This is a genomic window from Streptomyces sp. CY-1 (assembly GCF_047218265.1).
Lineage (GTDB): Bacteria > Actinomycetota > Actinomycetes > Streptomycetales > Streptomycetaceae > Streptomyces > Streptomyces niphimycinicus.
In genome coordinates, this window is the sequence record NZ_CP178393.1 from 6,499,184 (window position 1) to 6,513,633 (window position 14,450).

The following is a 14,450-nucleotide window of genomic DNA, read 5'->3' on the forward strand; positions in this document are numbered from 1 at the left end:
CCTCCCTCCGATGAGGAGTTGTGACCGCGATCACGCAACGTTCTCGCAACGTCGTTACTGACCGCAGGGAGGCTCGTACGACAGCCGCGGCAGGTACTCGTGCCATTTCTCCGGTGTCAGCACGCCCCGGGTCATCGAGCAGATGCGACGATCCGCCTCGTCCACGTCCAGGCTCCACAGCCGGACCGTGTCGGCGCCGCTGGAGACCCCGAGCATCCGGTTCCCGCGGCTGAACGACAGGAAATTGCCCGTCTTGGCGTTGGGGCTCAGCGACTGCCCGATGGACTTGGCCTTGGACGGGACGGTGACGTCCCACAGGCGGGCCGTGTTGTCGTTGCCGCCGCTCGCCAGGGTGCTGCCGTCCCGGCTGAACGACAGCGACACGATCGCGTCGGTGTGGCCGGTGAGAGGGGAGCGCAGCCGGGTCGCCCTGCTGGGGTCGGTGACGTTCCAGAGCCGGACGGTGTTGTCGTCGCTGCCGCTGGCCAGCGTGCGGCCGTCCGGGCTGTAGGCGAGCGCGTTGACGGGGCCGAGGTGTCCCGTGACGCGCGGGCCTCGTTGGACGGCGTGACGCGGGTCGGTCACGTTCCACAGCCGGATGGTGTTGTCCGCGCTGCCGCTGGCGAGCGTATGGCCGTTCGGGCTGAAGACGAGGGTGTTGACGTAGCCCTTGTGGCCGGTGAGCGGCGTGCCGAGCCGACGGACGTGGGACAGGTCGCTGACGTTCCACAACTGGATGGTGTCGTCGTTGTACGCCGTCGCCATGACGCGCCCGTCCGGGCTGAAGGCCAGTGCGCCCGCGAACCGGGTCCGCAGGGGGACGGGCGGCTTGTAGGGGGCGGGGTGGGCCGGGTCGGCGACGTTCCACAGCCGCACCTCGCGGTTGCCGGTCATCATCGCGAGAGTGTGGCCGTCGGGGGAGAAGGTCAGCTCACGCACCGTGCCCTCCCCGGGGCTGAACGGCTTGCCCAGTGGCACCGGCCGGCTGGGCGTCCGCACGTTCCACAGCCGGACCTTCTCGTCGCGCCCGGCCGTGGCGAGCACCCGCCCGTCCGGGCGGAACGCTCCGCTGCGGCCGACCATGTCCGACGTCGGCAGCGACCACAGGCGGACGGTGTTGTCGCCGGTCCCGGTGGCGAGGGTGCGGCCGTCGGGGCTGAAGCCCAGGGCGTACATCTCGCCGCTGCTGCCCGCGAGCGGCTCGCCGACCTGTGACGGGTACTCCGGATCGCTGACGTTCCACAGGCTCGCGGTGCTGTCCTGGCTGGCGGCGGCGAGCATGGAGCCGTCCGGGCTGAACGACACGGACCAGATGGGGCCGGTGTGGCCGGTGAGTGGCGAGCCCAGCGGCTCCGCGCGCCGCGGATCGCGGACGTTCCACAGCCGGATGGTGTTGTCCGCGCTGCCGCTGGCCAGAGTGCGGCCGTCCGGGCTGAACGCCACGGAGTGCACCAGGTCCTTATGGCCGGTCAGCACCGTCTCGATCCGCCTCGGATGGTGCGGATCGGCCATGTTCCACAGCCTGATCGTGCCGTTGTCGCCCCCGGCCGCCAGGGTCCGGCCGTCGGGGCTGAACGCCACCGAGCGTACGGCGGCGGTGTGGCCGGTCAGCGCGCCGAGCGGCCTCGGCCGGCCCGGGCGGCTCATGTCCCACAGCCGAACGACGCGGTCTTCGGTGGCCGTGGCCAGCGTGCGGCCGTCCGGGCTGAAGGCGAGCAGATAGATGGTGCCGTCGTGGTGGGTCAGGGGCGCGCCGATCGGGCGCGGATGGCCGGGGTTCCGTACGTCCCACAGCCGGACCGTGCCGTCGTCGCCGGCGCTGGCGAGGGTGCGGCCGTCCGGGCTGAAGACCGCGCTGCTCACCCAGCTCGTATGGCCGGTGAGGGGTTTGCCGAGGGGTTTGGGGCGGGTGCGGTCGCTCACGTCCCACAGCCGTACGGTCCGGTCGTAGCTGGCGGTGGCCAGGAGGCGCCCGTTCGGGCTGAAGGTGGTGAGGTAGACGGCGCCGGTGTGGCCATGGAGCGGGGTGGCCAGCGGCGCGTTCACCACCGAGAGCAGCCGGTTCTTCGTGGCCTCGTCGTCCGGCCGCAACCGGTGTGCCACCAGGGCGAGTTGGGCGGACAGCGAAGGATCCGTGTACTGGAAGCGATCGGCTTCGGTCACCACCTGCTCGAACACCGCGTCGTCCCGCTGCTGCCAGGCGACCACCGCCGTACCGGCGGCCAGCACCGCCAGGACGACCAGAGCCGACACCGCACCACGGCTGAGCCACACCGTGCGTCTGCGCAGCCGGACGGACGCGGCCAGGAACTCCACCGCGCTGCGGGTCAGATAGGTGCCCCCGGCGGTCTTCGCCCAGGTGTGGGCCTGCTCCAGGCGGGAGCCCCGGTAGAGGAGTGACGCGTCGCGGTTCGAGCCCTCCCAGGCCCGGCCGTCCTCCTCCAGCCGCTGGCGCACCAGATGGTCGTTCCGGTCCTCGTCGATCCAGTCGCGCAGCCGTGGCCAGGCGTGCAGCAGTGCCTCGTGGGTGATCTCCACGGTCTCCGCGTCGAGCGTCACCAGGCGGGCGCGGACGAGTGCTTCGAGCGATTCCTCCGTCTTGCCCGGGTCTGTCGACTCCTTCGCCAACTGGTGCCGCGTCCCCCGCCTGCGGGTGGCCTGGGTGTCCTCGCCCAGCCGGACCAGCCGCAGCAGAAGCAGCCGCGCGGCCGTGCGCGCCTCGGTGTCGAGGTCGGACCAGGCCCGTTCGGCGGTGGCCGCCACCGCGCCCTGGATGCCGCCCGCCGCGCGGTAGCCGGCCAGCGTCAGCCGTCCCGCCTTGCGCCGCTGCCAGGTGGCGAGGAGGGCATGGGAGAGCAGCGGCAGTACGCCCGCGTCATGTGTGCCACGGGGGCTGTCGGCGCTCACTTCACGCACGATCAGCTCCGCGAGCCCCGGTTCGAGTTCCAGCCCCACGGCCTTGGCCGGGCCGGTGACCGCTTCGCGCAACTCCGCGGTGGTCAGCGGCCCGAGCACCATATGCCGGTGCTGGAGCGCGTCGGCGAGTTCGGGATAGGGCAGGCACAGCTCGTAGAAGTCGGCGCGGATGCCGAGGACGACGAGCACGGGGGGCGGTTCGCCCGGGCCGTCGGGCGTGCAGATGGCGTGCAGGAGCTGGATGAACGCGCGCCGGTCCGCCTCGTCGGAGCCGAGGGTGAACGCTTCCTCGAACTGATCCACGATCACCACGGGACGGGCGGCGGCGGACGTCTCGCGCTCCGCCCACGCCATGACGGCCTCGCGCACCGCGCGCGCGAACCCGGGAGTGCCGGGCTCCGGGGCCTCGGTGCCGGGCCCCCGCGCCTCCGGTTCCGCCGACGCGGGGACGGCGTCCGCGAGTCCGGGGATCCGGCGGGCCAGCTCGGCGAGCGGATCGGCGCCCGGCACGAGATGCAGCACCCGCCGCTCGCGCAACGCGGGCACCAGACCGGCGTTGAGCAGGGAGGACTTCCCCGCCCCCGAGGCGCCCACCAGCACCACCAGGCCGCCCGTCCGCTCCGCCGCGCACAGTTGGGTGACGAGGGCGTCCGTGCTGCGCTCGCGGCCGAAAAACCACCGGGCGTCCTGCTGACGGTACGAGGCCAGCCCGCGATACGGGCATACGCCACCGGAGACGGCCGGGGTTTCGGCGGGGGGCCGTTCCTCTTCCTCCGCGGACGCGTCGGGGCGTTCGCCGACCGGATCGGCCACCGCCCGCTCCCACAGCCGCTGCCAGTGGGCCATGTCGTACAGGCCCTTGGACACCGGTACGGGCCGCGCGCGGCGGGCGTCGGGTATCAGCACGAGCAGGACGGCCGCGAGGGCGATGAACTGGGCGGGTACGTTCTTGGCCCGTCGCCAGTCGCTGATCCGCTGGGCGGAGACCCGTACGGGACGTCCTCGCTCATCGGCCCGCTGGAGTCGGACGACCGCCTCGGACACGCTCTTCAGGGGAGGGTTGCCGGCCTCCCGGTACAGCAGCGCGAGGCGTTCCGCGAAGGCTGTGCGTGCCCCCGAGTCGGAACTCAAGGTCTCCACTCCTTACTTCCCCCGCGGCTCTGAACATCCGGACCGGAAAACTCACTTTATACGGCTGACCAGCGGTGAAACCGGTATCGCGATGCCGGAACCTCCTCGGCGGGAGGCACAACTGGCAGGATCATGGCGCAGTAGCGCACCCCACCATGAGCCGCCCAGCAAGGCCATCAGCTCAGCGCACGGAGAGACAACCCATGACACCGCATGTTCTCGGTCAGCTTTCGGCGAAGTCAGGTGTCGCGCCGGAGTCACGGGACGGCGGTCGCGGGGCCCGTCGTATGAGCTCGAGAGATCCGTGGAGCCGGTCCCGTCCGGACGGCTGTCGCATCGACCACGGGTCCGGCCTTCGCACCTGATCCGCACCGGCACGGCGCGGATCGTCACCGCCCCACGGTTCGGCACCGGTCCCCACGAGGGGAGGGACCGGCGCCGGACGTGGGAGCGGGTCAGGTCATCTGGGCGCGGCGGGCCAGTCGCCGGGGCCGCCGCCGTGCCATTCGATCAGCTCGGGGTTGTCGAGGGTCGCGTTCTCTTCCAGCACACCCGCGCGTCGCAGAAGCCGCCGGAGCTCGTCCGCGCTCACCACCACGCCGACGTCCTGGCCGTCGAGCAGCACACGGCGGCGACCGTCCAGCGGTTCGTCCACCACCACACGAGCGGGGGCCGGGGTCTTGTCCTCCATAGCACCAGGCTCGCCGCATCCGGCGCCGCCCGCACCTCGGGCGGCACGCGCCCGCACCTCGGGCGGCACGCGCCCGGACGGCGGAGGGACGTGCCGACGGGACCGAACGGCAGCGGGCCCGGGACCGGTCATCCGGTCCCAGGCCCGCTGTCATGCCGGTCGTGCGGTCCTGCGGTCGCGCCGATCCTGCCGGTGGTCCGCGGTCGGGCTCGTCAGCCGCAGCAGCCGCCGCACTGGCACGGACCGCCGGACTGGCAGCCGCAGCCGCAGCCCGATCCGCAGCCGCATGCGCCGACAGGGTGGCCGACGGGTTGGGTCGGAGGGGTTTCGGGCTTGGAGAGGTCTGCCATGCGTCGCCTCCTCGGGAGGGGTCACGTCACCTGCCCCTCATGGTGCCGACGACCCGGCGGCCGCGCGCAGGGGCGCGTCGACGGCGCTTCGATGCACGCCGTCGCGGACGCTCACGCCCCTTCGACGTCTCCCTGCGGGGACATCTCGTCGGCGTGCTCACCGGTGACCAGGTAGACCACGCGCTTGGCGACGGAGACCGCGTGGTCGGCGAACCGCTCGTAGTAACGGCCCAGCAGCGTGACGTCCACGGCGGTCTCTATGCCGTGCTTCCAGCGGTCGTCCATCAGGTGCTGGAAGAGGGTGCGGTGCAGCAGGTCCATCGCGTCGTCGTCCTGCTCGAGCTGGAGCGCGAGGTCGACGTCCTTGGTGATGATGACCTCGGCGGCCTTCGCCATCAGCCGCTGCGCGAGCTGGCCCATCTCCAGGATCGTGGCGTGCAGATCGTGCGGAACGGCCGACCCCGGGAAGCGGAGCCGGGCCAGCTTGGCGACATGCTGCGCGAGGTCGCCGGAGCGCTCCAGATCGGCGCTCATCCGCAGGCTGGTCACCACGATCCGCAGATCGGTGGCGACCGGCTGCTGCCGGGCCAGCAGGGTTATCGCCCGTCCCTCCAGGTCCCGCTGAAGGTCATCGACCTTCTCATCGGCGGCGATGACGCTCTCGGCGAGCTTGAGGTCCGCGTCGAGAATGGCAGTGGTGGCACGGCCGATGGCCGAACCGACGAGCCGGGCCATGTCGACCAGGCCGTCCCCGATCGAATCAAGCTCCTCGTGGTACGCGTCCCGCATCACTGACCTCTTTCACTGACTCTCGGTGACGATCTCTGACAGGTTTCTGGCAGATCTCCGTGGCTATTGCCCTCGAGGGCCCCACACTTCCACGCTCCGGCCGGAACGCGTCCGCTTCCGGCATCGGGCGTTAATCACACCTAACTCCCAGGTGAACTCTCGGCAACGTGGCCCCGGCCGCCCCGTGTGACACCAGCCCGGCGAAACGTCCGGAGTGAACCGATACCGACGCCGCGGTGAACTCTCGGCAACGTCTGACCAAGGGGATCGTCACGGGGCTGTGGAGTGGTCTCGCCGCCCGCATAACCTGGACGCATGAACGTGAACGCGGCGATCGCCGCAGTGGCGGCGCTCGCCGGGTTGTGCACCGGCGTCATCGCCATGCTGGCGTTCCGCTGGAGCGAGCGTGAACAGGCGAAGCCTACGCGCTCCTCACTGCACACCGACGCCGTGCTGCCGCCCGGCGTCGACACCGTCCTTTCGGTGCTGCGCTCCTCGGCCGTCGTCCTCGACGAAGCGGACGCCGTCGTCAAGGCAAGCTCGGCCGCGTACGCACTGGGCCTGGTGCGCGGCGGCAAGCTGGCCGTGGAGCCGATGCTGGCGATGGCCCGCGACACCCGGCGGGACGGCGAGATCCGCCAGATCGAGCTGGATCTGCCGCGCCGCGGCACCGGCCGGGGCGGGGACGCGCTCGCGGTGTCCGCCAGAGTGGCCCCGCTGGGCTCCCGGCTGGTCCTGCTGCTCGTGGAGGACCTCACCGAGGCCCGCCGGATCGAGGCCGTGCGACGTGACTTCGTGGCCAACGTCAGCCATGAGCTCAAGACCCCGGTCGGCGCCCTGTCCCTGCTGTCCGAGGCCGTGATGGACGCGTCCGACGACCCGGAGGCGGTCAACCGCTTCGCCGGGCGGATGCAGGTCGAGGCCACCCGGCTGACCAGCCTCGTCCAGGAGCTCATCGACCTCTCCCGGGTGCAGAACGACGACCCGCTGGAGGACGCCGAGCCGGTCCGGGTGGACGAGCTGGTCGCCGAGGCCATCGACCGGTGCCGCCACCAGGCGGGCACCAAGCAGATCACGATGGCCACGGGCGGCACCGCCGACCTGCACGTATGGGGCAACCGCGGCCAGCTTGCCGCCGCGCTCGGCAATCTCGTCGAGAACGCGGTCAACTACAGCCCGGCCCGTACCCGCGTCGGCATCGCCGCCCGCCGCATCCCCGCCACCGGCGGGGACCTGATCGAGGTCGCCGTGACCGACCAGGGCATAGGCATCTCCGAGAAGGACCGCGAGCGGATCTTCGAGCGCTTCTACCGGGTCGATCCGGCCCGCTCGCGGCAGACCGGCGGGACCGGGCTCGGTCTCGCCATCGTCAAACATGTGGCCGCCTCGCACGGCGGGGAGGTCACCGTGTGGAGCGCCGAAGGACAGGGCTCCACCTTCACCCTGAGACTCCCGGAAGCCGGTGCGGCACGGGACCGGGACCGCTCGAGGAGCCGGCCGAGCGAGTCGAGCGAGTCGTACGACACCGGAGCAGACCTCGATGGCGAGGACCACGGCCGGCCGTACGAGACCTTCACCAATGAACCACTCTCTGCCCCGGAGGTCCTTCCGTGACCCGAGTTCTGGTCGTCGAGGACGAGGAATCGTTCAGCGACGCGCTGTCGTACATGCTTCGCAAGGAGGGATTCGAGGTCGCGATCGCGACGACGGGGCCCGAGGGCCTCGACGAGTTCGAGCGCAACGGCGCCGATCTGGTGCTGCTCGACCTGATGCTGCCGGGCCTGCCCGGTACGGAGGTCTGCCGCCAGTTGCGCGGCCGGTCCAATGTCCCGGTGATCATGGTGACCGCCAAGGACAGCGAGATCGACAAGGTCGTCGGGCTGGAAATAGGCGCCGACGACTATGTGACCAAGCCCTTCTCCTCACGTGAGCTGGTCGCCCGGATCAGAGCCGTACTGCGCCGCCGCGGTGAGCCGGAGGAGATCACCCCCGCCGCCCTGGAGGCCGGGCCGGTCCGGATGGACGTGGACCGGCACGTGGTCACGGTCGGCGGCGGCAAGGTGGACCTCCCGCTGAAGGAGTTCGACCTGCTGGAGATGTTGCTGCGCAACGCGGGCCGGGTGCTGACCCGGATGCAGCTCATCGACCGCGTCTGGGGCGCGGACTATGTGGGCGACACCAAGACGCTCGACGTCCACGTCAAGCGGCTCCGGGCCAAGATCGAGCCCGACCCGGGTGCGCCTCGGTATCTGGTCACGGTGCGGGGTCTGGGCTACAAGTTCGAGCCGTAAGCCAAATCCATATGCCGTAGAGCCTGACCCATGCGCGAGGGCGGCCCTGGAAAGCTCCAGGGCCGCCCTCGCGCATGCCCGGGGCCGGTCTTCGCGACCGGCCCCGGTGGCCGGTCTCAGTGACCGCCGCCGTTCGGGGTCGGCTCGCCCGTCGCGATGCCGTTCGGGGCGCCGCCGCTCTGGTCGGAGCCGGGCTGGCCGCTCGCCGTGCCGGACGGGGTGCCGCTGGGCTTGCCACTGGGGTTGCCGCTGGGCGTACCGCTCGGCTTGCCACTGGGCGTCGCGGAGCCCGACGGCTTCGCGGTCGGCAGCTCGGACGGGCCCCAGCCCTTGAAGTAGCTCGTCGCCGGGACCACGAACGCGGTGACCGGGATGTTGCCGGTCGAGCTGAGGTCGAAGACGACCCGCTCCGCGTTGCCGTCCTGGGCGGCCTCGCGCCCATCGCTGATGACGGCGGAGGCATTGCCCTCGCCGCCGAAGGCCACCGAGCCGCCGGCCGGGACGACGACCGGGCCGCTCTTGCCCTTGGCCGGGCTGAGCTTCACCCGCGCACTGGTGCCGGGGAGGGTGATGGCCTTGACGGTCTGGTCCCCCTTGCCGTTGTTGAAGAGCCGGCCGGTGACGACGGCCGGGCCCTTCGCCTCGCGGTCCGGCTGGGTCACCAACGTGGCGTTCTGGATCTTGATATCGCCGACAGCGGTCGCGGCGTTGTCGGGCTTGACCTCCAGCGTCTGTGCGTCGTTCCCGGCTCCGCAGGCGGAGAGCGGGGCGACCGAGACCACGATGGCGGCTGCGGCGAGGGCGCCGCGTCGAAGGCTGCTGCTCACGGCGGCGGCATCTCCTAGGACGAGGTAGACGAGGTAAAGATTGGATCAGCGCGCTTAGATTACCGATCCGCCCTCTTCGGCCCGCACCCGACCCGCCCCAAGGCGCTCGGCCCCGGGCGGGGTGCCCGTGCGCTGCCGGTTCCGGCGTGCGTTACGAGGTCTGTACGAGGTCCCGTACGGCGCCGTCCTGAAGTCCCGAATATCGGCTCGGCCGTTCGCGCCGGAGATTATCGGTAAGGAATCCATGCATGTCCGAGAATTGATCACAGACTTGATGCGCTCTGTGTGATCAAGTCCGTGATCAATTCGCGAATCGGGGCCGGATCGCTCGCTCCTGATCCGAACGGAGTAGCGGAAGTCCATCGAGTGGACTCCGGCAAAACGGGACGTACGGCCACTCGTCCGGGCTTCTTCCGGTGCGTAACGGGCGGGTTTCCGGGTACCCGGACAGCGGCTCCCACCTGCGAATACCCGGTTCCGCACGCCTCGTGCAGCACGTTCCGGTCGCACTTGTCAAGCCCCGAGATATGCCCTGACCTGCGAAAACGCCATTCAGAAGAAGGCGTTCCCGTGTTACCCTGGATAGCCACGGAAGGGGTACCTGTCACATGACGTTCAAGGTTGGCGACACCGTGGTCTATCCCCATCACGGGGCCGCGCTGATCGAGGCCATCGAAACTCGCCAGATCAAAGGCGTGGACAAGACCTACTTGGTGCTGAAGGTCGCTCAGGGTGACCTGACGGTTCGTGTGCCGGCGGACAATGCGGAGTTCGTCGGTGTGCGTGATGTGGTCGGCCAGGACGGGCTGGATCGGGTCTTCGAGGTGCTGCGTGCACCGTATGCGGAAGAGCCGACGAACTGGTCCCGTCGTTACAAGGCAAATCTCGAGAAGCTCGCCTCCGGCGATGTGATCAAGGTGGCCGAGGTCGTGCGTGATCTGTGGCGCCGAGAGCGTGAGCGCGGACTCTCCGCCGGTGAGAAGCGCATGCTCGCCAAGGCCCGCCAGATCCTGGTGAGCGAGCTGGCTCTCGCCGAGAGCACCAATGAGGACAAGGCCGAGGCTCTGCTCGATGAGGTTCTCGCGTCCTGAATATCAATGCCGTGGTGCCCGAGTGACTCAGACCTCTGATTCCCGCTAAGTCGTCTGTCGCCGGGCGCTGCGGCATGCGTACGCACCGGACGCTGTGATCTCCGCGCGTTTCATCTCTTGCGAGGTGATCTCCACGCGGTGATCTCTTGCGAGCCCCCGGTCGTCGCACCTCTGTGCCGGTGCGCTCAGCCGCGCCACGGTGCGCGGCGGAAGGTGTGCCGGGCCCGGGCAGCTAACTCGACCGGTCGTCACGGAAGGGGCCGGTCGGGCCATCGCGCCCGGCACGCTGTGGCCATACCCATTTCGGCTGAGGAAGCAAACCTGAACGCCAACTCAATGTCCGCAACCCCGGATCACGGCGGCTCCGGCGCGTCCGGCCGACCCGCCCGCACCGCCGCCGTGATCCCCGCCGCGGGCCGCGGAGTGCGGCTGGGCCCGGGCGCCCCCAAGGCGCTGCGCCCGCTGAGCGGCACACCCATGCTCGTCCACGCCGTACGGGCGATGGCCGGATCCCGCTCCGTCTCCCTCGTCGTCGTGGTCGCCCCGCCGGACGGCGCCGACGAGGTACGGCGGCTGCTGGACGCGCATCCGCTGAGCGGCAGCCTCACCGACACCACCGAGGTGGTGGTGGTGCCCGGCGGCGAGACCCGCCAGGAGTCGGTGCGCAAGGGGCTGGCCGCCGTCCCCGAGACCGTCACCACCGTGCTGGTGCACGACGCGGCGCGGCCGCTGGTGCCCGTGGACACGGTGGACGCGGTCGCCGCCGCCGTACGGGACGGATCGCCCGCCGTCGTCCCGGCGCTGCCGCTGGCCGACACCGTCAAGCAGGTCGAGCCGCGCACCGGGGAGCGGGCCGGTGAGCCCGAGCCGGTCGTCGGCACCCCCGAGCGCGCCCTGCTGCGAGCCGTCCAGACCCCGCAGGGCTTCGACCGCGCCACGCTCGTGGCCGCCCACGAGAAGATCGCCCTGGAGGGCGAGGGCGCGACGGACGACGCGGGCATGGTGGAGCGGCTCGGCGTCGAGGTCGTGGTCGTCCCCGGCCATGAGGAGGCGTTCAAGGTGACCCGGCCGCTGGATCTGGTGCTGGCCGAGGCGGTTCTGGCCCGCAGGAGGGCGAACGATGGCTTCTGACGCGATGGCGCTCCCCCTGGTGGGCATCGGTACGGATGTGCACGCCTTCGAGAAGGGCCGTGAGCTGTGGTGCGCGGGGCTGCTGTGGGAGGGCGAGCAGTACGGCCTGGCCGGGCACTCCGACGGCGATGTGGCCGCGCACGCCGCCTGTGACGCGCTGTTCTCCGCCGCCGGGCTCGGCGACCTCGGCGCCCACTTCGGCACCGACCGCCCCGAGTGGTCCGGAGCCGCCGGGACCACGCTGCTCGCCGAGGCGGCCCGGATCGTACGGGACGCGGGCTTCGGGATCGGCAATGTGGCGATCCAGGTGATCGGCGTGCGCCCCAAGATCGGCAAGCGGCGCGAAGAGGCGACGAAGGCGCTGACGGCGGCGGTGGGCGCCCCCGTCTCGGTGTCCGGTACGACCACGGACGGCCTGGGCCTGACCGGCCGCGCCGAGGGCCTGGCGGCGATCGCCACGGCACTGGTGTTCCGGCGGTAGGAGGGCGGGGACGCCGTCGGCCGCCGCCCGCGCGTCCCACGCCCCGGATTCGTCCCGAGTGTCACGCTTCTGTGTCCCCGCCGGGGAAGGCGCACAGGGCACGGTTCACTTCCCACTACCCTTGATGCGTGACCATTCGCCTGTACGACACCAGCGCCCGGCAGATCCGTGACTTCACCCCGCTCAGGCCGGGCTGTGTCTCGATCTACCTGTGCGGCGCGACCGTGCAGGCGGCCCCGCACATCGGGCACATCAGGTCGGGGCTGAACTTCGACATCATGCGCCGCTGGTTCGCCCACCGCGGCTATGACGTGACGTTCATCCGCAATGTCACCGACATCGACGACAAGATCATCGCGAAGTCGGCGGAGCAGAAGCGGCCGTGGTGGGCGATCGGCTACGAGAACGAGCGCGCCTTCAACCAGGCGTACGACATCCTCGGCTGCCTGCCCGTGACCTATGAGCCGCGGGCGACCGGTCATGTCCCCGAGATGATCGAGATGATGCGGGAGCTGATCGACCGGGGTCATGCCTATGCCGCCGAGGGCAATGTCTACTTCGATGTGCGCTCGTTCCCCGAGTATCTGAAGCTCTCCAACCAGGATCTGGACGGACTGCGCCAGCCCTCCGGCGAGGGCGAGATCGGCAAGCGCGACCGGCGCGATTTCGCCATGTGGAAGGCTGCGAAGCCGGGGGAGCCGAGCTGGGAGACCCCGTGGGGGCGTGGCCGTCCCGGCTGGCATCTGGAGTGCTCGGCGATGGCGCACAAGTACCTCGGGCGCGCCTTCGACATCCACGGCGGCGGCGTCGACCTGATCTTCCCGCACCATGAGAACGAGATCGCGCAGGCCAAGGCGTTCGGCGACGACTTCGCCGCCTACTGGGCGCATAACGCCTGGGTGACCATGAGCGGCGAGAAGATGAGCAAGTCGCTCGGGAACTCGGTGCTGGTCTCCGAGATGGTCAAGCGCTGGCGTCCGATCGTGCTCCGCTACTACCTGGGCACCCCGCACTACCGGTCGATGATCGAGTACAGCGAGGAGGCCCTGCGCGAGGCGGAGTCGGCGTTCGCGCGGATCGAGGGCTTCGTCCAGCGAGTGACCGAAAAGGCAGGGAAGGCCGTCCCTGCCGCGGCCGAGGTGCCGCCCGCCTTCGCGGAGGCGATGGACGACGACCTCGGGGTGCCGCAGGCGCTCGCGGTCGTCCACACCACCGTCCGCCAGGGGAACTCCGCCCTGACCGCCGACGACAAGGAGGCGGCGGTCGCCCGGCTCGCCGAGGTACGGGCCATGCTGGGCGTGCTGGGCCTCGATCCGCTCGATGAGCACTGGGCGGGCGGTTCGGACCGCGGCGAGGATCTGCACGGCGTGGTCGATTCGCTCGTCCGGCTGGTCCTGGAGCAGCGGCAGGCCGCGCGCACCCGTAAGGACTACGCGACGGCGGACGCGATCCGCGATCAGCTCCAGCAGTCGGGTCTGGTGATCGAGGACACCCCGTCCGGACCGCGCTGGGAGCTGGGTCAGCGCTGAGGCTCCGCCCTGCTGTGAGGCCCTGACCTCCTGTGTTGTGCCGCCCGGCGCCCCGGGCGGCACACTTGTGACCGTACAAATGACCGCACAGACGCCTTTGACCTCACAGACGGGTGACGTTCGGCGTCCGAGCCGCTTGCTGAGCAGCGCTGAGCAGTGAAGAGACAGGTGACCATTCATGGCCGGCAACAGCCAGCGCAGGAACCGCCGTACCAGCAACAAGAAGGGTGCGACGGTCGGCAGCGGAGGCAAGCGGCGCCGTTCCCTCGAGGGCAAGGGGCCGACCCCGCCCGCCGAGATGCGTAAGGGACACGCCAAGCAGCGGATCGCCAATGCCCGCACCCGCCAGGCGGCCAAGCGCCCCGTCGCGCGCCGCGGCGGCAAGGGGACGAGCGAGCTGGTGGTGGGCCGTAACCCGGTGGTCGAGGCGCTGCGCGAGGGCGTTCCGGCGAACACGCTGTATGTGCAGCAGTTCATCGACAGCGACGACCGGGTGCGCGAGGCGCTGAAGCTGGCCGCCGACCGCGGCGGCATCCACCTCATGGAGGCGCCCAAGCCCGAGCTCGACCGGATGACGAACGGCCTGAACCACCAGGGTGTGGTGCTCCAGGTCCCGCCGTACGAGTACGCCCACCCCGAGGACCTGAGCGCGGCCGCCTTCGACGAGGGCGAGGACCCGCTGATCGTCGCACTCGACGGCGTCACGGACCCGCGCAACCTGGGCGCGGTGGTCCGCTCGGTGTCCGCCTTCGGCGGCCATGGCGTGGTCGTACCGGAGCGGCGCGCGGCCGGGATGACCGCGGGCGCCTGGAAGACCTCCGCGGGCACCGCCGCCCGCACCCCGGTCGCCCGCGCGACCAACCTCACCCGGACGCTGGAGGCTTACCAGAAGGCGGGCCTGACGGTGGTCGGGCTGGCCGCGGACGGCGAGGTCGAACTGCACGATGTCGAGGCGCTGGACGGCCCGCTCGTGATCGTCGTCGGCAGCGAGGGGAAGGGGCTGTCGCGGCTGGTGGGCGAGACCTGCGATCTGCGGGTACGGATTCCGATGCCGGGCGGGGCGGAGTCGCTCAACGCGGGGGTGGCGGCGGGGGTCGTCCTGTACGAAGCGGCTCGGCGCCGGGCGTAGGGGGTTTCGGCGCGGCCCTCCGGCTGGGGCTCCGCCCCAGACCCCGCTCCTCAATCGCCGGAGGGGCTGGGTCGGGCCCCTCGATCGCCGGAGG

Annotated in this window: 11 protein-coding genes; 7 read left to right on the forward strand and 4 right to left on the reverse strand. The window is 70.9% G+C overall.

The window, feature by feature from the left end; genetic code table 11:
• Positions 1 to 54 precede the first annotated feature (54 nt).
• From ACK1X7_RS28120 to phoU, 3 genes are all read right to left on the reverse strand, one after another.
• Positions 55 to 4,056, reverse strand: a complete 4,002-nt coding sequence (locus tag ACK1X7_RS28120; RefSeq protein ID WP_413115798.1) for an AAA family ATPase — start codon at positions 4,054 to 4,056, stop codon at positions 55 to 57.
• 451 nt (positions 4,057 to 4,507) lie between these two features.
• The gene (locus tag ACK1X7_RS28125; RefSeq protein WP_385152878.1) at positions 4,508 to 4,738 is read right to left on the reverse strand and encodes a hypothetical protein; all 231 of its coding nucleotides are present in this window, start codon (positions 4,736 to 4,738) and stop codon (positions 4,508 to 4,510) included.
• A 461-nt stretch (positions 4,739 to 5,199) separates the two neighbouring features.
• Complete coding sequence (gene phoU / locus ACK1X7_RS28130) at positions 5,200 to 5,877, reverse strand: phosphate signaling complex protein PhoU (RefSeq protein ID WP_398159483.1); 678 nt, start codon at positions 5,875 to 5,877, stop codon at positions 5,200 to 5,202.
• A 315-nt stretch (positions 5,878 to 6,192) separates the two neighbouring features.
• Here phoU and ACK1X7_RS28135 point away from each other — a divergent pair, with 315 nt between their 5' ends.
• Both ACK1X7_RS28135 and ACK1X7_RS28140 read left to right on the forward strand, forming a co-directional pair.
• On the forward strand, positions 6,193 to 7,491 hold the full coding sequence (locus ACK1X7_RS28135; RefSeq protein WP_216344409.1) for a sensor histidine kinase: 1,299 nt from the start codon (positions 6,193 to 6,195) through the stop codon (positions 7,489 to 7,491).
• Positions 7,488 to 8,168, forward strand: a complete 681-nt coding sequence (locus tag ACK1X7_RS28140; RefSeq protein ID WP_014061580.1) for a response regulator transcription factor — start codon at positions 7,488 to 7,490, stop codon at positions 8,166 to 8,168. The genes ACK1X7_RS28135 and ACK1X7_RS28140 overlap by 4 nt, the downstream gene beginning before the upstream one ends.
• Before the next feature lie 116 nt (positions 8,169 to 8,284).
• Here ACK1X7_RS28140 and ACK1X7_RS28145 read toward each other — a convergent pair whose 3' ends face one another.
• Positions 8,285 to 8,995 carry a DUF461 domain-containing protein gene (locus ACK1X7_RS28145; RefSeq protein WP_385154212.1) on the reverse strand — a complete coding sequence of 237 codons (711 nt, stop codon included), beginning with the start codon at positions 8,993 to 8,995 and terminating at the stop codon, positions 8,285 to 8,287.
• 608 nt (positions 8,996 to 9,603) lie between these two features.
• On the opposite strand from ACK1X7_RS28145, the gene ACK1X7_RS28150 reads away from it, so the two are divergent.
• From ACK1X7_RS28150 to rlmB, 5 genes are all read left to right on the forward strand, one after another.
• A complete protein-coding gene (locus ACK1X7_RS28150) occupies positions 9,604 to 10,086 on the forward strand; it encodes a CarD family transcriptional regulator (protein WP_009716930.1) in 483 nt (160 codons plus the stop codon).
• Positions 10,087 to 10,422: 336 nt separating this feature from the next.
• The gene (gene ispD, locus ACK1X7_RS28155; RefSeq protein ID WP_385154209.1) at positions 10,423 to 11,217 is read left to right on the forward strand and encodes a 2-C-methyl-D-erythritol 4-phosphate cytidylyltransferase; all 795 of its coding nucleotides are present in this window, start codon (positions 10,423 to 10,425) and stop codon (positions 11,215 to 11,217) included.
• Positions 11,207 to 11,698 carry a 2-C-methyl-D-erythritol 2,4-cyclodiphosphate synthase gene (ispF, locus tag ACK1X7_RS28160; protein WP_385154207.1) on the forward strand — a complete coding sequence of 164 codons (492 nt, stop codon included), beginning with the start codon at positions 11,207 to 11,209 and terminating at the stop codon, positions 11,696 to 11,698. The genes ispD and ispF overlap by 11 nt, the downstream gene beginning before the upstream one ends.
• A 128-nt stretch (positions 11,699 to 11,826) precedes the next feature.
• Positions 11,827 to 13,227 carry a cysteine--tRNA ligase gene (gene cysS / locus ACK1X7_RS28165; RefSeq protein WP_385154204.1) on the forward strand — a complete coding sequence of 467 codons (1,401 nt, stop codon included), beginning with the start codon at positions 11,827 to 11,829 and terminating at the stop codon, positions 13,225 to 13,227.
• A gap of 178 nt (positions 13,228 to 13,405) precedes the next feature.
• Positions 13,406 to 14,356, forward strand: coding sequence for a 23S rRNA (guanosine(2251)-2'-O)-methyltransferase RlmB (gene rlmB / locus ACK1X7_RS28170; protein ID WP_385154201.1), 951 nt, complete (start codon positions 13,406 to 13,408; stop codon positions 14,354 to 14,356).
• Positions 14,357 to 14,450 lie beyond the last annotated feature (94 nt).